The following is a 20,245-nucleotide window of genomic DNA, read 5'->3' as shown; positions in this document are numbered from 1 at the left end:
CCTGACCTTCCTCAACTCACCGACGTTGCCGAGCCGTTGACGGACGGTGTCGCCGTTGTCCGGACCACTGCCGGCGTGCCGGCGCCCGAGGTCAGCTCGGGGGCGTCGGGCAGGTCGGCGGCGGGGTTCCCGCCCCACTGCGCAAGGGCGGGGACTTCCTCGCCCTTCATGAGGAAGGAGTCGGGCGCCAGCAGCGCGCCGTCGCCCATGGTCACGCCGTAGTGCACATGGGCGGAGACGCCCAGCGTGCAGCCGGCGCCGAGTGCCGTGCGGTCGGACTTGAACGTGCCGTCCTCCTGCGAATGGCACTGGATCTTGGTCCCTTGGTTCAGGGTGCATCCGTCGCCGATGGCGGTGAGCGTCCGCTCCGTGATGAAGCAGCCGTCGTCGAAGACCGCCCGGCCGATGCGTACGCCGAGCATCCGCCACACCAGCGACTTGAAGGGCGTTCCGTTGAAGATTTCGAGGTACTGGTCCGGCACCTTCCACAGACGTTCGTGCCACCAGAAGTACGGGTCGTAGATGGAGCACAGCCGGGGCTGCAGCGGGCGGAACCGCGTGATGAGGCGCTCCGCCAGGACGTAGTGGAGCGTGGTGACGGCCAGCGAGAGGGCCAGGTATCCGGCGATCACCAGGTGTCCGACGACGCCGTACAGGTCGACGGCGGCCAGGCCGATGACCGTGAGCACGAACGAGTGCAGCCAGCGGACGCCCATCATCAGGACCATCGTGCCCAGGTTGTGCCGGTTCTTCGCCGCGAGCCGGCGTCGTTTGGTCTCGCCGGTCCTCAGGTCGTCGAAGCGTGAGTCGCGCTCCACCGACCGGGGGATCTCGAAGCACGGCGAGCCGAGGAGCCCGACGCCCTCACGGATCTCTCCGTCGAGGGGCACCATCACCTTCGTCGCGAGCAGGCAGTTGTCTCCCGTCCTGCCGCCCGCGGGATAGGCGATGTTGTTGCCGAGGAAGTTGCGCGGGCCGATCGACGCCTGCGACACCCGGAAGGACGTGCTGGAGTACTCCGCGTTCAGTATGGACAGTCCGTCGGCCACCATGGTCCCGCTGCCGATGGAGACGAGGAACGGCGTCTCGTGCTGGAACTCCGAGCCGAAGTTCGAGCCGGTCTGGTCCACCTGGTTCAGGTGGTATCCGAGCCCGCGGAGGTAGTACACGACGTAGGAGCTGTCGCCGAACAGCCAGGCGAAGAACTTGATGTTGGTCATCCGGGCCACCGCGCGGTGCACCACGTAGTGGAATCCGTAGAGCGGGTAGACCCGGTCGGGCCGGACGGCGAGGCTCAGCAGGCGCGGCACCATGAACAGCACCACGAGGCCGACCGCGGTGAGGCCGAAGAAGAGGAGGAGGGACAGCACCAGCGCGTCGGAGAACAGCGCCGGCGAGGAGAGTCCGGCGGCGTCTGACTTCAGCCGGTTCCCGATCGCCGGAACGCTGGTGAACAGGATGTACGTACCGCCCAGGCCGAGCGGCAGGTAGAGGAAGTACAGCTGGAGCAGGGCACCGAGACCGAACCAGATCCGGCGCAGGCGACCGCATCGGGCCGGGGGGACCCGCAGGTAGTCGGTCTGCGTGGGCTGTGCCGGGGAGCCGTGCCAGCGTTCGCCGTCCGGGATCCGCTGTCCCCGGTACAGGGCGGACGCGTGGCCGATCTGGGTCCCGTCGCCCATCTCCGTGTCGATGTCCAGCACCGCCTTCTCACCGACGAACGCGTCCCGGCCGAAGGTGACCCGGCCGGTCTGGATGCGTCCGGCGTGCGCGCGGTAGCAGAGGAAGTAGGAGTCCTTGCGGATCACCACGCCGTCGCCGATCGTCAGCAGGTCGGTGCAGACCGGGACGGCGTGCGAGAGGATCGTGACGCCCTTGCCGATGCGGGCGCCGAGGGCCCGCAGGTAGAGCACGTACAGCGGATTGCCGATGAACAGGACCATCGGGTTGGCGTGCAGCAGTACCTTGACGAACCAGAAGCGTAGGTAGGCAAGGCTCCAGACCGGGAATTCCTGCGGCTTCCAGCGGCCCACCAGAAGCCACTTGGCGACGACCGGGAAGACGCAGAGGGCCGTGAAGCCGATGCCGCCGAAGAGCAGCGACCGCAGATAGATGTCGGTGAAGCCGGAGGCGGCGGCGACCCATTCGAAGCCCCGGGCGGTGAAGAGTCCGGCGGCGAACGAGTAGGCCAGGAAGATGAGCAGTTGCAAGGTGCCGCACAGGACGTGGTTCGCCTTGCCCGCCGGTGTCGGCGTGCTCGCCGGTGTGGACGGTGCCGGGGAGGTCTGGAGGGTCGCCGCGGCCGGGGCGGGCGCGGTCTGCGCCAGCGCCGCCGCCAGACTCCGGACGGTCGGGCTGCGGTAGATGTCCTTCATGGACGCGGATGGCAGGTCCGTGCGCTTTCTGATCCGTGCGCAGAATTGGGCCATTACCATCGAATTGGCGCCGAGGTCGTTGAAGAAATGGCTGTCGACCGGGACGCTTTCCGTTTTCACCAGATCGGCCAGGACTTCGGCGAATTTTCTCTCGGTTTCCGTCTGGGCCGGGCTGTCGGCGGTACCCCCGGAAAAGGGTGCGTCGTCCGGCCCGGATATATAGACGTCGGCGGACTGCTCCACCATCGACCTCCTGGAGGACGTTTCCCTGCGCAATTACCTGATCACGAACCGCTCTGTCAGTTTCGGTCGGCCACCGTCGGGCTGCCACTCCGCCCGAGGCCCACGACGCCCTGCCGACCCGCGCTGACCTTGTGTTTCCTGGCGACGCGGGCTGCCGGGGCGGGCCGTAGATCACCCGGATGGCGGTCTGCGCGACGGCCCGGCCCGGCCCGCGGAGCCCCGCCGCGACGTCCCTCGGCCGCCGACCCGAAACGGCGCCGGCCCCCTGTGCGGGGGCGCCGGCGGCGGTCAGGCCAGGGCGGTCACACCACGCCGCTCTCCCACCACCACGGCCCCGAGCCGTACGAGGGGGTACTGGACCCGGCTGTCGACGTGCTGCCAGGAGTGCGTGTACGCCTCCAGGCCGGAGAAACCGCAGGTCTCGGCGATCCGGTAGACCTGGAGCGCGGCGTGGCCCGCGACGACGACGTCGGCGGCGACGCCGTACACGTGCATGCTGTTGGCAGCGCCGCCCACGGACGAGTCGTGCGCGACGCTGCGGAAGCCGGAGTTGACGGTGATCGCGCTGTTCCCGGCCCTCCCGCGCACCGCCTCCAGCCTGTACATCAACCGCCGTACGTTCTCCTTGACCTGCGCGGATCCCATCTTGCCGCCGCCGGGACCGGAGCCGTCCTTGGAGGAGAACTCGCTCCAGTCGAAGTGGGCCGCGGAGCCGTCCGCGTTCTCCAAACCGTTGAGCCCGCTCTGGGTCTGCGGGCCGACGCCGCCGTCGGCGGTCAGCCCGTACGCGGACTGGAAGGGTCTCGACTACCGTGCGGAAGTGGCTCGTTGACGCGCCTGAACCGTAAGCGAAACAGCCTTCGCCGTCGACCGTCGACAGCACCCACGAAGGCGCCCCGCGGGGAGTTGCGCGGCCGGCCCCCGGCGGACGAAACCGGCCCCCACCCCACTCCACCACGGCCCGGCCGACGCGGCGCCCACGCCGGCTTCAGCCCCTGGTCGCCCACCTCGGTCACGAAGGACGCCGCGGTGGTGAGGGGCGCCCCCTGCACCGTGACCTGGGAGACCGTCTTGAAGTCGATGTGCGCCCGGTCCTGGGCCAGGGCCACGGTCGCGTAGCCGCGCTGCCCGTTGTAGAACTTCAGGTGCGGGTTGGCGGCCAGGTAGGTGGCCCAGTTCGACGGCCGCGCCGCACCGTTGCCGCCGCTGGTGATCGACGACGTGACGATCTCCGTCCCCACCGTGCGCGAGCCCGGGTCGGCGAAGTCCCGCTTGATGTCGAAGCCGTAGTGCACGTGCACGTCGCCGGTGAGGACCATCAGGTTGTCCACGCCCGCGGCCCCGGCCCCGGCGAGCACGCGTTCCCGCGACGCCGGATAGCCGTCCCAGGAGTCCATGGAGACCTTCGACGGCAGGGTCGTGGTGTTGTACCGGCGGGAGAAGGTGACCTGCTGGGGCACGAGGTTCCACAGCGCCCGGGAGCGGCGCCAGCCGTCGATGAGCCAGCGTTCCTGGGCATCTCCGGTAAGGGTGCGCGCCGGGTCCTCGGACTCGGGACCGGGGTACTGCCAGCCGTCGCCGTATGCCTGGTCGGAGCGGTACTGGCGGGTGTCGAGGACGTCGAACTGGGCGAGCCTGCCCCAGTGCAGCCGCCGGTGGAGCCTGAGATCGGGTCCGTCCGGCAGTTGGGGACGGCGCAGCGGCATGTTCTCCCAGTACGCCCGGTACGCGGCGGCCCGGCGGATCAGGAACTGCTCGGCGGGGTCGCCGTTCTCCGGGACGTCGTCGGCGTAGTTGTTCTCCGTCTCGTGGTCGTCCCAGGACGACGAACGGGTGGGCGGCGTGCGCGGCGGCGAGGTCCGGGTCGGTCTTGTACAGCGCGTACCGCAGCCGGTAGTCGTCCAGGCTCACCGTCTCGTGGTCGTAGAGGGCCGGTACGGTGCCCGCGGGACAGGCGCGGGCGCCGCCCGTGGAGTCGACGGCGTACTCGTAGAGGTAGTCGCCGAGGTGGAGGACCATGTCGACGTCCTCTTCGGCGAGATGCCGGTAGGCGGTGTAGTGGCCCTCGTCGTAGCGCTGGCAGGAGACCACGGCGAAGGTCAGTCCGGGAACCCGGCTGCCCTCGGCGGGTGCGGTGCGGGTGCGGCCGGCCGGGCTGATCCAGCCGCCGGTCCTGAAGCGGTAGTGGTGGACGCGGTTGTCCGCCAGTCCGTCGACCTGCACGTGGACGGCGTGGTTGAACTCGGGACGGGCGGTGGTGGTGCCCCGCCGCACGACGTTGCGGAAGCCGTCGTCGGTCGCCACTTCCCAGTCGACGGCGATGCGCCGGTCCGGGAGTCCGCCGTCCGGCTGGAACGGCGCCGGGGCGAGCCTGGTCCACAGCAGCACCGAGCCGGGCAGCGGGTCGCCCGAGGCGACTTTGAGGGTGAACGGGTCGTCGGCGAGCCGTGCGGCGTCGAGTTCGGCGGCACCGGCGGTGCCGGCCACGGGCAGGTTCACGGCGAACGCCAGGGCGGCTGCGGCGGCGGTGCCGGTCGAGAACCGGCGGCGGCCGAAGTGGCGGGCCGTGGCGCGGAGTTCATGAGCGGAGTGTGACAGGCCCGTTGCGGGTGTCATCCGGACCTCCGGGTCGAAAGGGGTGCCGGATGCATTGCAGGCGCCGGACACGACACCGACTTGGAAGATTCATGACCCCCACATGGCGGAATGATGAGTTCCGAACGGAGCGGGGCGCCGTTCCGCACGGAAGACCGCACCCCGCCCGCCCGGACCGCCGGCAGTCAGCCGAGGGCCTTGACGGCCTGGTAGTAGGTCCAGGCCGTGCCGTCGCAGGCGGTCCTGGTCGCACCGCCGTAGCCGGCACAGACACGCTTGAGGTCCTCGTAGAAGGCGCTGTCGAGGCGGGACTTGTTGGCGTCGAACGCGCCGGCCGCCTTGTAGTTGCGGTAGCCGAAGTCGTGCCGGGCGCAGGACGTGGCGAAGGGGAAGCCGAAGGGGTTGTCCGGGGAGGACGAGCAGTAGTCGGTGGACCAGTCGAACCCGTACGCGGACCAGGCCGCCTGATTCCCCCGGGCGGCGACCCACTGGTTGTAGCTCGACGCGCTGGTCTGCGTCCAACTGGCGAGCACCTGGGGCTTGTCCGCGGGGGCGGCGTCGGCCGCCGTGGCGGTGACGGTGACGGTGATCAGGGCGAGCGCCGATGCGGCGAGGCCGGTGGCGAGTCTGCGGTGCATTCCACTCCTCAGGGAAGCTGCCGCCGCGGCAGAAGCGACAGGGGCATGACAATCATGGTGCGGAACGCACGACCGACCAACCGCGTCGGCCCTAATGGGCCGTTAACTCTTGGGCGTGTGACCGAATCTGAGTGTACGAAGGCCAGGGAATCCGAGCGCACGAAGGCCCACGAAGCGCACGAAGGCTCATGAACGGCGGGACGGGGCGACGGGCCGCAGGGGCCGAGCGCGAAGGCCGGCGGCGATCCGAACAGGGGATCACTTGTTCCCTGGAACAGGTGATCGTCGCTCAGGAGACCACCGGGGCGTGCGGGACGGAACGATACTTACGGCGTGCAAGGCGCGGGCTGCAGACCGTAGTTGACGCACAGGTCCCACATGACAGTCCCATCGCAAGGAGCAGCACAATCATGAACCTTCTCACCGACGTCCTCGCCGGCCTCGTCCACTTCATCGGCTGGCTGGTCTGACGTCCGCAGAAGCGCACAGCGGCGCCGTCTCCCCGTCCCAGGGAGGCGGCGCCGCCGCGTAGGCCCGCAGCCCCGGGCGGCCGAGGCCGCAGCGGCCCCTACGCCTCCGCCGCGGCGGGCGGTAGGCGCCGCGCGGCGGGGCTGTTCGCGTTCAGCCGGCACAGGGGGGCGCCGTGCGCGGACAGGTGCAGCCAGTGCGCGGTGAAGCCGTGTCCCGCACTGCCGTAGGAGCCGTGTTCGACACGCTCGTCGAGCCGGAGGTCCGGCCAGCCGCACGGTACGGTGCGCCCGGACCTGGTGACGACGAGCCCCCGTCGAAGACGTGCAGCCGGGTGTCCCGGTGGGCGAGCCGGCCCTCGACCCGGATCGCGACGACGGGGAGGGCGATCGCCGGCACGACGAGTGCCACCGCGACCGCCTTCGCCGGGCCGCCGTACGGTCCGGCCAGCAGGCCGATGCCCGGCAGCAGCAGGACGAGGGCGACCGACGCCGCCACGCATCCGAGTCCCGTGGTCCGGCCGCCGAGGCCCTGGGTCATGACGTGCTCACCCAGCCCGTGCCGCCCGGCCACCCCCAGCGCCCGCTCCAGCGCCTCCCGGTCGGCCTCGTCCGACCGCGTCCCCCGACACATCTCGCCCCTCCACGGCCGCGGCCCCGCGGCCATGAATGACCGGACCGGACGCCTCATGCGCGGACACGCGTTTCCCGTTTCCCGGTCAGGCGGTTCCCAGGTCCCCTCGCGGCCGTCGGATCCCCACCCGGGCCCCCGCACACCCCGGCCCACCGGAGCGGAAGCTCCCGGACCCGCCGGTCCGGTTCCCGGCGCCGGCCGGCGGGCTCCTTCGGCCGGGCGTCACCGGAGTGCGCATGCCGGCACGCGGACGGGCACACCGGCGACCACGGACCGTACGGCGGCCCGTGCCCGTGCCCGTCCGCACCGCGGCGCCCACAGCACCGCCGCCGGGGATGTCACGCAGCGCGCTTGGGCAGCCGCCAGTTGGGGCGCGGGAAGTGGCAGGTGTAGCCGTTCGGATAGCGCTGCAGATAGTCCTGGTGCTCCGGTTCGGCCTCCCAGAACGGGCCGGCCGGGACGACCTCGGTGACCACCGGGCCGGGCCACAGCCCGGACGCGTCGACATCGGCGATGGTGTCCTCGGCGATCCGCCGCTGCTCGTCGTCGAGGTAGAAGATGGCCGAGCGGTAGCTGGCACCCAGGTCGTTGCCCTGCCGGTCCTTGGTGCTCGGGTCGTGGATCTGGAAGAAGAACTCAAGGACGGTGCGGTAGTCGGTCACGGCGGGATCGAAGGTGATCTCGATCGACTCGGCGTGGTTGCCGTGATTGCGGTAGGTCGGATGTGCGATCTCGCCGCCGCTGTAGCCCACCCTGGTCTTCAGGACTCCCGGCTGCTTGCGGATCAGTTCCTGCATGCCCCAGAAGCAGCCACCGGCCAGCAGTGCCTTCTGCTCGTTGTCGCTCATCACACATCACCCTTCTTCCGTGTCCGGAACTCCGGCGCACCGCCGACGCCCGTGCCCCGCCCCACGCGCGGTTCACCGGCGTCCGCCGTGGCCGTTCCTGCGAACCACCGGCGCTTCGCAGGATATTCCACCCGGGGCCGCACCCTCTCGCGACGCACACTCACCAGTCAGACCGGTGATGCACCGCACACCTCGATATCGCCACCTGCCGAAAGAGTGACGAGCCCGGAGACAGCCGAATCCGCCTCGTCGGACTGCTACACTCGGCGACACCTTTGATCGTTTGTGAGGAGACCAGACATGGCGGGTGACGACGACATCTCCGGGTGATACCCGGAGCTGATCGGCCACCGGTGGGCGCAGTGGAGCGCCGCCGACGTGGCCCGGTCGTCGTCGCCTTCTCCCCCTGTCTGCCCCGGGCAGTGACGCCTACCTGCCCTCTCCTCCCCCGAGGTTTCCATGTCCGACGCTTCCGTCGTCTGCTCGCACCTGTCCTTCTCCTGGCCGGACGACACCCCCGTCTTCCAGGACCTGTCCTTCACCGTGGACGCCGGCCGCACCGGCCTGGTCGCGCCCAACGGCTCCGGCAAGAGCACCCTGCTCAGGCTGATCGCAGGAGACCTGCGGCCGACCTCCGGGTCGTCGACCGTCTCCGGCACACTCGGATACCTGCCGCAGAGCCTTCCGCTCACCCGCGGCCTGACGGTGGCCGAGGTGCTGGGCGTCGCCGAGGTGATCCGGGCCCTGGACGCCGTCGAGTCCGGGGACGTGCGCGAGGAGCACTTCACGACCATCGGCGACGACTGGGACATCGAGGAACGCACCCGCGCCCAGCTGGACCGGCTCGGCCTGGGCGATCTCGACCTGGACCGGCGCCTCGGCACGCTCAGCGGCGGCCAGGTCGTCTCGCTGGGCCTCGCCGCCCAGCTGCTCAGGCGGCCCGATGTACTGCTGCTCGACGAGCCCACCAACAACCTGGACCTCGGCGCCCGGCACAAGCTCTACGACGTGCTGGACGACTTCACCGGCTGTCTGCTGGTGGTCAGCCACGACCGCGCGCTGCTGGACCGCCTTCAGCGCATCGCCGAACTCGACCGCGGTGAACTGCGTTTCTACGGCGGCGACTTCACCGCGTACGAGGAAGCCGTGAAGGCCGAGCAGGAGGTCGCCGAGAAGAACGTACGCAACGCCGAACAGGAGCTGAAGCGGGAGAAGCGGGAGTTGCAGCAGGCCCGCGAGCGCGCCGAGCGGCGGGCGAGCAACGCCGCCCGCAACCTCAAGAACGCGGGCCTGGCGCGCATCGTCGCCGGAAACCTGAAGCGCAGCGCGCAGGAGTCGGCGGGCCGGTCGGGTCAGCTGCACGCCTCCCGGGTCAGCGAGGCCAAGGCCCGGCTGGACGAGGCCGGGCGTGCCGTGCGCGACGAGCAGCGCATCAGCCTGGACCTGCCCGACACCGGTGTCCCGGCGGGGCGCACCGTCTTCCTCGGCGAGTGCCTACAGGTCCGCCACGGCGACCGGGCGCTGTTCGCCGGGGACGGCGTCGAGCTCACGATCCGCGGCCCCGAACGAATCGCGCTGACCGGACCGAACGGCGCGGGCAAGTCCACCCTGCTGCGCCTGATCAGCGGCGATCTCGACGCGGAGACGGGGCGGATCAAGCGGGCCGACGGCCGCGTCGCGTACCTCTCGCAGCGACTCGACCTGCTGGACGCCGGCCGGACGGTCGCCGAGAACTTCGCCGCGTACGCGCCGCACCGCACGGAGGCGGAGCGGATGAACCTGCTGGCACGCTTCCTGTTCCGCGGCGCGCGGGCCCATCTGCCCGTGGCGGCGCTGTCCGGCGGGGAACTGCTGCGGGCCACCCTGGCCTGTGTGCTGTGCGCCGAGCCGGCCCCCAACCTGCTGCTCCTGGACGAGCCGACGAACAACCTCGACCTCGTCAGCATCGGCCAGTTGGAGAGCGCGCTCGGTTCCTACCAGGGCGCTTTCGTGGTCGTCAGCCACGACGAGCGGTTCCTCGCCGAGATCGGCGTGAACCGCCGGCTGCGGCTGGAGGGCGGGGCGCTGGTGGGGACGGCGGCGCCCGAGGTGTGAGCGCCGACTCATCGGCCGTGCCCGCGCCCGAGGCAGCAGCCCGGCGGGCCTCGCTCACCCCGCACACCTCCGGTGGACCCCCATGTCTGTGCAGCCCGCGCTGCTCGCCCACGACCTCGTCCGCACCCTCGGCACCCGCCGTGTGCTCGACGGTGTCTCCCTCACCGCCTCCCCCGGTCACCGCATCGGTCTGATCGGGGAGAACGGCGTCGGCAAGTCGACCCTGCTCGGCCTGCTCGCCGGAACCGACCGACCCGACTCCGGCACCGTCGTACGCCCCGCCGACCTGGGGCATCTGCACCAGGAAATGCCGTACGACGCCGTGTCGACGCTCGCCGACGTGCTCGACGATGCCCTGCGCGAGGCCCGGGACGATCTCGCGCGGCTCGACCACCTCACCCGGCGGCTCGCCGACACCCCGGAGTCCCACCCCGACCACACCGGACTCCTCCAGGAGTACGGTCGGCAACTGGAACTGGCGCAGGAACGGGACTCCTGGGACGCGGACCGGCGTGCCACGATCGTGCTCGGCGGGCTCGGCCTGGGCGAGATCCCGCACGACCGCACGCTCGGCTCGCTCTCCGGCGGGCAGCGCGGCCGGCTGGCCCTCGCCGCGCTGCTGCTCCGGCGGCCCACCGCGCTGCTGCTGGACGAGCCGACCAACCATCTCGACGACGGCGCCGCCGCCTTCCTGGAGGAACAGGTGCGCGGCCTGCCCGGAGTGGTCGTGCTGGCCAGCCACGACCGGGCGTTCCTCGACGCCGTGTGCACGGACCTGATCGACCTCGATCCCGCGCCGGAGGGCCCGGTCCGCTTCGGCGGCAACTACAGCGCCTATCTGACCGAGAAACAGGCCGAACGGGAACGCTGGGAGCAGCGGTACGCCGAGGAGCAGGAGGAGTTGGCGGCCCTGCGCCACTCGGCCGGGGTCACCGCGCATCGCGTCGCGCCGGACCGGGGCCCGCGCGACAACGAGAAGATGGGCTACGGCCACCGGGGCGGCCGGGTGCAGAGCCAGGTCTCACGCCGGGTCCGCAATGCCGCCCGGCGGCTCGGCGAACGGGAACGCACCCAGGTCGCCAAGCCGCCGCGGCAGTTGCGCCTGCGGTATCCGGTGCTCGCGGGCGAACCGGTGGCGGGCACCCTCGTGTCGCTGCGCGACGTCCGGGTGCCGGGCCGGCTCGCCGTGCCCCGGGTCGATGTGGCGGCGGACGAACGGCTGTTGGTCACCGGGGACAACGGGGCGGGCAAGTCGACCCTGCTGGCCGTGCTCGCCGGACGGCTCGGCGCCGACGGCGAGGTGCGACGGCGGCCCGGTCTGACCGTAGGACTGCTGCGGCAGGACACCGTCTTCGACCGGCCCGACCGCACCGTCCAGGAGACCTACGAGGGTGCGCTCGGCGCCGAACGGGCGGAGGCGGTCCCCTTGTCGTCACTGGGGCTGTTGCACGAGGCCGATCTGGACAAGCCGGTGGGGCACCTCTCCGTCGGCCAGCGGCGCCGGCTCGCGCTGGCGCTCCTGGTGGCCCGCCCACCGCAGTTGCTGCTGCTCGACGAACCCACGAACCACCTGTCGCCACGACTGTGCGACGAACTGGAGGAGGCCCTGGGCGCCGGTTCCGGCGCCATCGTCCTGGCCAGCCACGACCGCTGGTTGCGGCGGCGCTGGCCGGGCCGCGAACTGCGGCTGACGCCCGACGTCCGGTGAGGTCTCTGCGACGTACGTGCACGCCGACGGGCGACATGCCTGCCGCATGCCGCCCGTCGCTCGATCGAGTGCCGTGTGCGGCTCGATCGAGTGCCGTGCACGGGTGTTTCCACCTCGGTGGCCTCACACCTGTCAATACCGCGTCAGTGGATCGGTACCATTCGCACCAGCATCCATCGTCTCCAAGGAGGGAACGGCTGTGCCCAGTCAATCGACCGATGCCTCGATCCGGTCCCGCTACGTCGAGCAGGCCGCGTCGGATCTGCGGGACAACCGGCGCCGGCAGCAGGAACTCACCGAGATGATCGCCGCGTTGAAGCAGGAGGAGGTCCTCCTGCGGAACATCCTCGACGTCACCGAGCGTTTCGACGCGCCCTCGGACGGCGCTCCGTCGGACGGCGCGCCACTGCCGCAGCAGGCGCAGGACGAGCCCGCCCTGGTTCCCGCCGCCGCGGCACCGGCGGCGCCGGCGGATCCCCGGCGCCGTGCCACGCGCACGGCCGCGGGCCCCGAGCCCGGGAAGAAGCAGTCCGCCCGTGCCTCCGCGCAGGTGAAGGGGCGCAAGCCACTGCTCGGGGATGTCTTCCTGGACCTGCTGCGCACGCACGACGAGCCTTGTCTCGCCAAGGACCTGCGTAGCGAGTTGATGCGGGAGCACCCTGAGCGGACCCCGACCCCGCAGGTCGTGCGCAACACCCTGGAGGCGCTCGTCGCCAAGGGCCGTATCCGGCGCCACAAGGAGCAGCGCTCGGTGCTGTACTCGCTCGTCGAAGCGGAGTCCGCGAAGCCCGTCGAGGCCGTGGGCGACACGCCGGACGGCGACGCCTGACACACCCCCGGGTACCACCCGGCACCAGGAAACGCACAGGCAGACACACAGTCCGCCGCTCTCACACCCGTACGGCCGCACCGCACATGTCGCGGCCGGGAGCGGCTATGCGACGAGACGCTCGATGAGGGCCTTCGCCTTGTCCGACGCGTCCCGCAGAGCACGCTCGCGCGAGGATTCGAACAGCGGGACCAGTTCGGCCATGGCCGGGTTGTGCGGAGCCATGGTCAGCTCGGGGACGATGAAGTCGACGTCGAGCCCGAAGCCGTCCGCGAGGATCGCCGACAGGTAGTTCTGCACGTACTCGTAGTTCTCGCGCGGCGTGCCCGGCGCATAGGAACCGCCGCGGCTGGCCACGACGGTGATCGGGGTGCCCTTCGCCGAGGGGTTCTCCCCCGCGGTGCGGCCGATGAGGAGCACGTTGTCCAGCCATGCCTTGAGCGTCGACGGGATGGTGAAGTTGTACATCGGCGCGCCGAGGACCACCGCGTCGGCCTGCTCCAGTTCCTCTATCAGCTTCACCCGCACGGCGAAGTCCCTCGCCTGCTCGGGCGTGTGGTCGGCCGGGTCGGTGTAGCCGGCGGAGTGGCCCGCCGCCGTGATGTGCGGAACCGGTTCGGCCCTGAGGTCGCGGTAGATCACCGCTCCGTCGGGGTGCTGCTCCTGCCAGCTCTTGCGGAAGGCCGCCGTCACCGCCCGGGAGGCGGACGCCTCGCTCGGGAAGACGGACGAGTCGATGTGCAGCAGGGTGGCCATGCGTGTCTCCAGGGGAACGAGCCCACGGCTTCCACCGCGGGCTGAGTTTTCGTACTCGGCTATATCTAACACATGGACTTACTTTTTTTCATCTCCCAACGGGGAGCTAGTATCATGGCCGCATGACGGCGGTGCAGAAACACGACGTGGAAACGTGCAAGCAGGTCGATGACGGGATCACACGTGTCTTCCAGCTGCTCGGCAAGCGCTGGAACGGCCCGATCGTCGCCGTCCTGGTGGAACGGCCCACCTATTTCGCCGAGCTGCGCAGGGCGATCCCCGGCATCAGCGAACGCATGCTCTCCGACCGGCTGGCCGAACTCGGCGCCGCCGGGCTCGTGCTGCGCGAGGTCGACGAGGGCCCACCGCTGCGTGTCTCCTACCGGCTGACCGAGTCCGGCGCCGCCCTGGGGCCCGCGCTCCGGCAACTGGGCGCATGGGCGAAGGCACATCTGCCGGACGGCGCGCCCTGTACGGAGCAGATCGAGAGGTGACCGCGGTGGCCCGGTGCTCCATTCGGGTCCGAGCGGGCCGCAGCTCCCGGGGACGGGGGCCGGCACCGATCACTCTGGGACGGTGCCCGCAGGGGCGCCGACACCCTCGTGACCAAGGAGAACCGGATGCCGATCGACACCCTGGAGCGCTTCCTGACCGCCCTGAGCCCCCGCGACCGGGAGCGGGTCCGGCAGCAGCCACACGACGAGCAGGAACGGCTCGCGGCCGCCTGGGAGCAGGAGCTGCGCGAGGACACCGACCTCGACACGCTCAGCGAACTCTCCCCCGCCGCGGCCGAGAGCGAGGCGGCGAAGCGGGTCGTCGAGGGGCGCTTCGCCTAGCCTGATCCGTACCCGTACCCGTACCCGCATCGGCCGCTCACGGGCGGGCGTGCCGCATGCGAGCGGCCGTCAGTCGCGCGTGCGGGCGGACGTCAGGCGCCGGTGCGGTGCAGGCGCCACACGTTGTCGTCGCGGAAGCCCTCCGCGCCGTCCGGGGACGAGCTGGAGCGCCGCACCGACTCCAGCGTCCCGACGGTCCAGCTCCCGTCGGGCAGCGCCAGATCGTCGAGGACGCCGTCGAGGGTGGGGAAGGTGTACGCGAAAGGCGGCTCGGTCTGCCAGGACGGCCAGCCGGCGTGCAGGACGACGAGGAGCGTGCCGCCCTCGGCGACCGAGTCGGCGGCCCGGCGCAGCACCGCGCGCTGGTCCAGTTCCACGGGGGACTGCAGGTACTGGACGTTCACCAGGTCGTACTCGCCCCGCGGGAAGCTCGGGCCCAGCTCGTGCCGCTCCCAGGCCGTGCGGCCGCCGACCCCCGCCTGCTCGGCGTGCGCCGCCGCGCGGTCGAGTGCCGTGGCCGAGATGTCGGCGCCGGTGACCCGCCAGCCGCGTGAGGCGAGCCACACCGCGTCGGCGCCCTCGCCGCAGCCGAGGTCAAGGGCGGTGCCGGGCCGCAGTCCGGCCACCTCACGGACGAGCAGCGGATTGGGCCGGCCGCTCCAGACGCGGTCGCTCCGGCGGTACCTGCTCTCCCAGAACTCGTCGGGTCGCACGGTGGGCATCTCGGTCATGGGGGCCTCCTGGTGGATCGGCGCGGTCCGGCCGGGGCGGGCAAAACCGGCCGCCGCCCCTGGAGAGAGCCTGCACCGCCCGGTGTCGGTCCGGGAAACCTCGTTGCCGATTCCGCAAAGAGCACGGGTGCCGGTTCGTGGCCGGGACGGGGCGCGCGGCCCCGCCGCGACACGGGGTTCCGGTCAGGGTGCCCAGGGATTCGCCACGGCCCACGTGGTGCCGGCCCTCAGCCGAACCCCGCCGTCGCGCGGCACGGCACACCGGCCGGCGGCGCGCGGCGACCGGCCGCCGCCGCGGTTCGGTACGTCTGGCATCGGGTGCACCTCGGGGAGCGGCCGAGGCCGCTCAGAGCGGGAAGCCGGGAAGACAGGAAGACAGGAAGGCGGGAAGACAGGAAGGGGCCCGGGGCCGCCCGGCGGGCGGGGAGGCGCGCGCCGGGCGGCCCGGGTGTCAGGCGCAGTTCGCGGGGGTCGCCCGGGACGCGTCGTGGATCAACGCCTCCTGGGCCGCCTTGAGCCGCCGCACATCGGGTTTGACGACCTTGCGGTCGTAGGTGAGCAGTCCGTTCAGCTCGCCCTCGACGTCCGAGATCTGCGTGTACACCGCGCCGTTGCCGCCCCGGCAGGCCAGGGCGCGCACCTCGTCGAGCTTGGCGAGGTAGTCGTCGGTGTACGTGGCCGGGTCGACGTCGACGTACGACTGCTGCACCGACCAGGCGTGTCCGGGCACGGCCAGGCCGAGGCCGCCGTACTCACCGCTGACCAGGGCCCGTTCGCCGTCCGGATGCGGTGGCAGTGCGGGACTCGGGTAACCGTGCTCGTCCATGATGTCGCCGGTGCCGCCGTCCTCACCGAGGTTGAGGCCCGACATGCTGTTGACCAGGCGGGTCGGGTCCCACGCCTTGGCCTGGTCGGCGATGCGGGCCATGTCGTACTGGCCCCAGCCCTCGTTGAACGTGACCCACATGACGACCGACGGACTGCTGATGTGCTCGTCGATCATCTGCTTCATCTCGCGCTCGTACTCGGCGCGGGAGGCCGTGTCAGGGTTCTTGCCCGCCGTCATCGCCGGCATGTCCTGCCACACCATCAGGCCCAGCTTGTCGGCCCAGTAGAACCAGCGGTCGGGCTCGACCTTGATGTGCTTGCGGACCGCGTTGAAACCCATCGCCTTGTGCATCTTCAGGTCGTAGGCGAGCGCTTCGTCGCTCGGCGCGGTGTACAGGCCGTCCGGCCAGAAGCCCTGGTCCAGGGTGGCCATCATGAACACCGGTTCGCCGTTGAGGACGGTGCGGGGGGTGCCGCCCACGTTCTCGACCGCGATGGACCGCATGCCGAAGTAGCTGCCGACGCGGTCGGCGCCGACGGTCACCTTGAGGTCGTACAGATACGGGTCGTCCGGCGACCACAGGTGCGGGTCGCGGATCTTCAGAGTGAGCGCCGAGCCGCTGCGTCCGGTGACGGTGGCCACCGGCCGCTTCCCGGCGTACGCCGTGGCCGTGACCGGAAGTCCGTCCCGCACGCCCTTCGGCTCGACGGTCAGGGTGCCCGCGTCGACGTCCGGAGTCAGTTTGAGGGAGTCGATGTGGTCGGCAGCGACGGGCTCCAGCCAGACGGTCTGCCAGATGCCGGAGGTCGGGGTGTACCAGATGCCGCTGGGGTCCAGGCGCTGCTTGCCGAGCGGCGGGTTCTCGCCGTTCGCCGCGTCCGTGGGGTCGTAGACGCCGACGATCAGTTCCTGGGTGCGGCCGGGCTTGAGGGCGTCGGTGATGTCGGCGCTGAACTTGTCGTAGCCGCCCTCGTGTTCGGTGACCTTGGTGCCGTTGACGTACACCTCGGTACGCCAGTCGACCGCGCCGAAGTTCAGTTGCAGGCGCTTGCCGGAGCCGATCTTCCAGCCGGCCGGGACGGTGAAGGTGCGCCGGTACCACATCCGGTCCTCGTGCCGTTCGAGCCCGGAGAGCTGGGACTCGACGGGGTAGGGGACGAGGATCCGCTCGGCGAGGTCGCGGCCGACCGGCGGCTGTTCGCCGGCCTTGGCCGCGGCGAACTGCCAGCTGCCGTTGAGGTTCTGCCAGTCGCCGCGGGTCAGCTGCGGCCTCGGGTACTCGCGGTGGGCGTTGGCCGGTGTGACGTCCTCGCCCCAGGAGGTGCTCAGCTCGTAGGTGGACTGGTTGGCGCCGCTGCTCCAGAACGGGCTGACGGCGTTGCCGTCCGCACCGGTGAGCCGGCCCGCACCGTCGTAGCGGACGTCGGCGGTGCCGCGCGCGGTGCCGGTCTTGTTGCCGACGACGGGCTTCTCCAGCGCGACCAGCAACGACTTGTCGTCGGCCGGGTCGAGGCGGGCCTTGCCCAGCGGCCAACTGGCACCGCCGATCACGGCGTCCAGGTGGTCGGTGACCGTCGCCGGCGGCGCGGCGAGCGCCTGGGCGAAGTCGAGGCGGAGGGTCCTGCCGTCCCCCAGGACCGTGGTGCCGATGGCACCGTCGTAGGCGTACCCCTCGGGCAGCCGGAACGCCGACTGCGGGATCGCCGTCTTGGTGCCGTCCGGCGGGGTCCAGCGGACGTGCAGGTTGGAGCCTCCGTAGTGCTCGAAGTACTCGACCTTGACGTCGTAGGACTGCCCCGCGGTCAGCTCCACCGGGGCCGAGTTCTGTTCGCGGTCCCAGTCGTCGACCCAGTGGTCGATGACGAGGTTGCCGCCGACCCAGAGGCGGAAGCCGTTGTCGCCGGTGATCGAGAAGGTGGTGGGGCCGGTTTTCTCCGGCACGATCCGGCCGGTCCAGCGGACGCTGACGTCGTCGGACCGTCCGGTTGCCGAAGTCAGCCGGGACTCCAGGGAGTCGAAGTCCAGCTGGGGATCGAATCCGGTCGCCTTGAGTTGGTCGAAATCGAAGGCGCCCGGCGCGGACTGGGTGTAGTACTCGCCCTTGAGGCCATGGACCTCGACGGGATCCTCCGCGGCCGTCGCGGCGGGTGCGGAGGCCAGGCCCGCGGCCCCCAGCACAGCGGCGACGAGCAGGACGAGTCGGTCTCTGATCGGTCTGATGCGCACGAATCCTCCTTGACTGAGGAAGGGTGGCGGCTCGGTGCTTCAGTCTGTACAACGTTGGAAGCAGAGGCAGTTGGCATGAGAGCACGGCTCTCAGCCGCTGTCCAGGTCCATGACAAAAGCTCCGTCCCGGAGCACCCGTCGATGCCGAGGAGATCCCTTGCGGGTCAGCCTGAAGGACGTGGCCGAACGCGCCGGCGTCTCGATCAAGACCGTGTCCAACGTCGTGAACAACTATCCCCACGTCACCCCGGCGATGCGGGCCAGGGTGCAGGCGGCCATCGACGAACTGGGCTACCGTCCGAACCTCACCGCGCGCCATCTGCGCAAGGGCCGCACCGGCATCATCGCGCTGGCCGTCCCCGAACTGGGCAATCCCTACTTCGCCGAACTGGCGGGCGCCGTGATCGACGCCGCCGCCGAGCACGAGTTCACGGTCCTGCTCGACCACACGCGCGGCGACCGCGAACAGGAGCTGCTGGTCAGCCAGGGGTTCAGCGCCGGGGTGATCGACGGGCTGATCCTCAGCCCGCTGGAGCTGGAGGCGGAGGACCTGCGCGGCCGGACCGACGACGTGCCGCTGGTCCTGCTCGGTGAGCGGGAGTACGACCTGCCGTTCGACCACATCGCGATCGACAACGTGGCGGCGGCCCGTACCGCGGTGCGCCATCTGCTCGGCCGCGGCCGGACCCGGATCGCCTTTCTCGGCGCCCGCACGGACTCCGCCAACCGCCCCGCGCATCTGCGCCTGGACGGCTGGCGGGCCGAACTGGCGACGGCCGGGGCGCCGGCCCCGGACGACCTGGTGGTGCCGGTGGGCGGCTGGGACCGGGACGACGGCGCGCGGGCCATGGCGCAGCTGCTCGACGCGGGCGTGCGGCCCGACGCGGTCTTCGCCTACAACGACCTGATCGCGATCGGCGCCATGCGGGTGCTGCACGAACGCGGGCTGAGGGTGCCCTGGGACGTCGCCGTGGTGGGCTTCGACGACATCGCCGAGGGCCGCTTCGGAGCCGTCTCGCTGACCACCGTCTCCCCCGACAAACAGGCCATCGCCCGGCTCGCGGTGGCCTCGCTGCTGCGCAGTCTCTCCGGCCGGCAGGACCCGGGAGGACGCGAACTCACCGCGGAATTCCGGCTGGTGGAGCGGGAGAGCACCCTGGGCCGACGCTGACCGGCGGCCCGGACGGACCGGCCGGGATTTCGGACGGAAGGGTTTACACAGCCATTCCAACGATGTAAAAACCTCCCCTGAACGACGTGCACGCCTGTGTTGACCGCAAGAGCCGACATCCCCGTGAGCGCTCGCCGCGCCGGGGCCGCGCCGTTTGGGGACTCTCATGAAGCCCACGTCACTCCGTTCCCGTGCTGCGGCACGGACCCTTCTCGCCACCGGCCTCGTCACGGGCCTGGCCCTGATCACCGGATGCGCCAAGTCCGAGGACTCCACCGCCCCGTCCGACCAGGCCGCCACCGGAGGGGCCGACTCGGGCCAGGTGGTCGCCTCGCCCAGCGCCTCCGGGCCCACCTGCGCCATCGACGCGTACGGCGGCGGCAAGATCGACCTCAAGTCCGCCACCGTCGGCTTCTCCCAGTCCGAGAAGGAGGCCAACCCCTTCCGGATCGCGGAGACCGCATCGATCAAGGCGGAGGCGGCCAAGCGCGGCGTCAAGCTGCTGACCGCCAACGCCCAGTCCCAGTTCTCCAAGCAGATCAGCGACGTCCAGGACCTCATCGCCAAGGGCGCCGACCTGCTGGTGATCGCACCGCTCAACTCGGACGGCTGGGAGCCCGTACTGCGCGCCGCCGCGGCCAAGCACATCCCGATCGTCACCGTCGACCGCAAGATCAACGCCGCCGCGTGCAAGGACTACGTGAGCTTCATCGGCTCCGACTTCGTGGAACAGGGCAAGCGGGCCGCCGACCGGATGATCGAGGCGACCGGCGGCAAGGGCGAGATCGCCGTCCTGCTGGGCTCGGCCGGCAACAACGTGACGACGGAACGCACCAAGGGCTTCGAGGACCGGATCAAGGAGAAGGCGCCCGGTCTGAAGGTGGTGTTCCGGCAGACCGGCGAGTTCGCCCGCGAAAAGGGCCAGTCGGTCACCGAGAACCTGATCCAGTCCAAGCCCGGGATCAAGGGCATCTACGCCGAGAACGACGAGATGGGGCTGGGCGCGGTCAACGCCCTCAAGGGCGCCGGCAAGAAGCCCGGCGATGTGAAGATCGTGACGATCGACGGCACCCGCAACGCCGTGCAGGGCATCGTGGACGGCTGGATCGACGGGGTCATCGAGTCGAACCCGCGCTTCGGACCGCTCGCCTTCCAGACCCTCGACACGTTCACCAAGGGCGAGGCCGTGGCGCAGAACATCGTCATCGAGGACAGCGCGTACACCTCGGCCAACGCCGGCTCCGACCTCGGCAAGGCGTACTGAC

Annotated in this window: 15 protein-coding genes and 1 pseudogene; 7 read left to right on the top strand and 9 right to left on the bottom strand. The window is 70.9% G+C overall.

Going from position 1 to position 20,245, the window contains the following annotated elements; all coding sequences use genetic code 11:
• Positions 1 to 11 precede the first annotated feature (11 nt).
• The 6 genes and pseudogenes from ACFC09_RS25185 to msrA all read right to left on the bottom strand — a co-directional run bounded on the left by ACFC09_RS25185 (position 12) and on the right by msrA (position 7,800).
• The gene (locus tag ACFC09_RS25185) at positions 12 to 2,621 is read right to left on the bottom strand and encodes a Pls/PosA family non-ribosomal peptide synthetase (protein WP_376532204.1); all 2,610 of its coding nucleotides are present in this window, start codon (positions 2,619 to 2,621) and stop codon (positions 12 to 14) included.
• 285 nt (positions 2,622 to 2,906) lie between these two features.
• Positions 2,907 to 3,347, bottom strand: a complete 441-nt coding sequence (locus tag ACFC09_RS25180) for a D-Ala-D-Ala carboxypeptidase family metallohydrolase (RefSeq protein ID WP_376532202.1) — start codon at positions 3,345 to 3,347, stop codon at positions 2,907 to 2,909.
• Between the two features lie 251 nt (positions 3,348 to 3,598).
• A pseudogene (locus ACFC09_RS25175) lies at positions 3,599 to 5,234 on the bottom strand (alkaline phosphatase D family protein); the annotation flags it as partial.
• A gap of 164 nt (positions 5,235 to 5,398) precedes the next feature.
• Complete coding sequence (locus ACFC09_RS25170; protein ID WP_376532199.1) at positions 5,399 to 5,851, bottom strand: phospholipase; 453 nt, start codon at positions 5,849 to 5,851, stop codon at positions 5,399 to 5,401.
• A 621-nt stretch (positions 5,852 to 6,472) separates the two neighbouring features.
• The gene (locus ACFC09_RS25165; protein WP_376532197.1) at positions 6,473 to 6,952 is read right to left on the bottom strand and encodes a hypothetical protein; all 480 of its coding nucleotides are present in this window, start codon (positions 6,950 to 6,952) and stop codon (positions 6,473 to 6,475) included.
• Positions 6,953 to 7,290: 338 nt separating this feature from the next.
• Complete coding sequence (gene msrA, locus ACFC09_RS25160) at positions 7,291 to 7,800, bottom strand: peptide-methionine (S)-S-oxide reductase MsrA (protein ID WP_376532195.1); 510 nt, start codon at positions 7,798 to 7,800, stop codon at positions 7,291 to 7,293.
• Between the two features lie 459 nt (positions 7,801 to 8,259).
• On the opposite strand from msrA, the gene abc-f reads away from it, so the two are divergent.
• The 3 genes from abc-f to ACFC09_RS25145 all read left to right on the top strand — a co-directional run bounded on the left by abc-f (position 8,260) and on the right by ACFC09_RS25145 (position 12,431).
• A complete protein-coding gene (gene abc-f, locus ACFC09_RS25155) occupies positions 8,260 to 9,894 on the top strand; it encodes a ribosomal protection-like ABC-F family protein (protein ID WP_376532193.1) in 1,635 nt (544 codons plus the stop codon).
• Between the two features lie 82 nt (positions 9,895 to 9,976).
• The gene (locus tag ACFC09_RS25150; RefSeq protein WP_376532191.1) at positions 9,977 to 11,602 is read left to right on the top strand and encodes an ABC-F family ATP-binding cassette domain-containing protein; all 1,626 of its coding nucleotides are present in this window, start codon (positions 9,977 to 9,979) and stop codon (positions 11,600 to 11,602) included.
• Positions 11,603 to 11,801: 199 nt separating this feature from the next.
• The gene (locus tag ACFC09_RS25145; RefSeq protein WP_376532189.1) at positions 11,802 to 12,431 is read left to right on the top strand and encodes a hypothetical protein; all 630 of its coding nucleotides are present in this window, start codon (positions 11,802 to 11,804) and stop codon (positions 12,429 to 12,431) included.
• A 105-nt stretch (positions 12,432 to 12,536) separates the two neighbouring features.
• Here ACFC09_RS25145 and ACFC09_RS25140 read toward each other — a convergent pair whose 3' ends face one another.
• Entirely contained in the window at positions 12,537 to 13,187 is a 651-nt protein-coding gene (locus ACFC09_RS25140; protein WP_376532187.1) for an FMN-dependent NADH-azoreductase, read from the bottom strand.
• Positions 13,188 to 13,309: 122 nt separating this feature from the next.
• On the opposite strand from ACFC09_RS25140, the gene ACFC09_RS25135 reads away from it, so the two are divergent.
• Together ACFC09_RS25135 and ACFC09_RS25130 are read left to right on the top strand one after the other, a co-directional pair.
• The gene (locus tag ACFC09_RS25135) at positions 13,310 to 13,681 is read left to right on the top strand and encodes a winged helix-turn-helix transcriptional regulator (RefSeq protein WP_376532185.1); all 372 of its coding nucleotides are present in this window, start codon (positions 13,310 to 13,312) and stop codon (positions 13,679 to 13,681) included.
• A gap of 126 nt (positions 13,682 to 13,807) precedes the next feature.
• Positions 13,808 to 14,023, top strand: coding sequence for a hypothetical protein (locus ACFC09_RS25130; protein WP_376532183.1), 216 nt, complete (start codon positions 13,808 to 13,810; stop codon positions 14,021 to 14,023).
• A gap of 92 nt (positions 14,024 to 14,115) precedes the next feature.
• Here the strand turns inward: ACFC09_RS25130 and ACFC09_RS25125 are convergent, their stop codons facing one another.
• On the bottom strand, positions 14,116 to 14,754 hold the full coding sequence (locus ACFC09_RS25125; RefSeq protein ID WP_376532181.1) for a class I SAM-dependent methyltransferase: 639 nt from the start codon (positions 14,752 to 14,754) through the stop codon (positions 14,116 to 14,118).
• Between the two features lie 451 nt (positions 14,755 to 15,205).
• A complete protein-coding gene (locus tag ACFC09_RS25120) occupies positions 15,206 to 17,809 on the bottom strand; it encodes a PA14 domain-containing protein (protein ID WP_376532179.1) in 2,604 nt (867 codons plus the stop codon).
• A 157-nt stretch (positions 17,810 to 17,966) separates the two neighbouring features.
• On the opposite strand from ACFC09_RS25120, the gene ACFC09_RS25115 reads away from it, so the two are divergent.
• A complete protein-coding gene (locus tag ACFC09_RS25115) occupies positions 17,967 to 18,980 on the top strand; it encodes a LacI family DNA-binding transcriptional regulator (protein ID WP_376532177.1) in 1,014 nt (337 codons plus the stop codon).
• 166 nt (positions 18,981 to 19,146) lie between these two features.
• Positions 19,147 to 20,244 (top strand): ABC transporter substrate-binding protein, encoded by a 1,098-nt coding sequence (locus ACFC09_RS25110; protein WP_376532175.1) that lies wholly within the window; start codon positions 19,147 to 19,149, stop codon positions 20,242 to 20,244.
• Position 20,245: the final 1 nt, after the last annotated feature.

The organism is Streptomyces sp. NPDC056161 (assembly GCF_042268025.1).
In the GTDB taxonomy this organism is placed as follows: Bacteria; Actinomycetota; Actinomycetes; order Streptomycetales; family Streptomycetaceae; genus Streptomyces.
Note: the sequence above shows the minus strand (reverse complement) of the source record. Positions and strands in the feature narration are given on the sequence as shown.

Bases quoted from the DNA above. Each gene is read 5' to 3' on its own strand.
- ACFC09_RS25165 (WP_376532197.1), bottom strand. From the start codon at position 6,952: ATGTGTCGGGGGACGCGGTCGGACGAGGCCGACCGGGAGGCGCTGGAG.
- ACFC09_RS25130 (WP_376532183.1), top strand. From the start codon at position 13,808: ATGCCGATCGACACCCTGGAGCGCTTCCTGACCGCCCTGAGCCCCCGC.
- ACFC09_RS25125 (WP_376532181.1), bottom strand. From the start codon at position 14,754: ATGACCGAGATGCCCACCGTGCGACCCGACGAGTTCTGGGAGAGCAGG.
- msrA (WP_376532195.1), bottom strand. From the start codon at position 7,800: ATGAGCGACAACGAGCAGAAGGCACTGCTGGCCGGTGGCTGCTTCTGG.
- ACFC09_RS25140 (WP_376532187.1), bottom strand. From the start codon at position 13,187: ATGGCCACCCTGCTGCACATCGACTCGTCCGTCTTCCCGAGCGAGGCG.
- ACFC09_RS25110 (WP_376532175.1), top strand. From the start codon at position 19,147: ATGAAGCCCACGTCACTCCGTTCCCGTGCTGCGGCACGGACCCTTCTC.
- ACFC09_RS25170 (WP_376532199.1), bottom strand. From the start codon at position 5,851: ATGCACCGCAGACTCGCCACCGGCCTCGCCGCATCGGCGCTCGCCCTG.
- abc-f (WP_376532193.1), top strand. From the start codon at position 8,260: ATGTCCGACGCTTCCGTCGTCTGCTCGCACCTGTCCTTCTCCTGGCCG.
- ACFC09_RS25135 (WP_376532185.1), top strand. From the start codon at position 13,310: ATGACGGCGGTGCAGAAACACGACGTGGAAACGTGCAAGCAGGTCGAT.
- ACFC09_RS25150 (WP_376532191.1), top strand. From the start codon at position 9,977: ATGTCTGTGCAGCCCGCGCTGCTCGCCCACGACCTCGTCCGCACCCTC.
- ACFC09_RS25185 (WP_376532204.1), bottom strand. From the start codon at position 2,621: ATGGTGGAGCAGTCCGCCGACGTCTATATATCCGGGCCGGACGACGCA.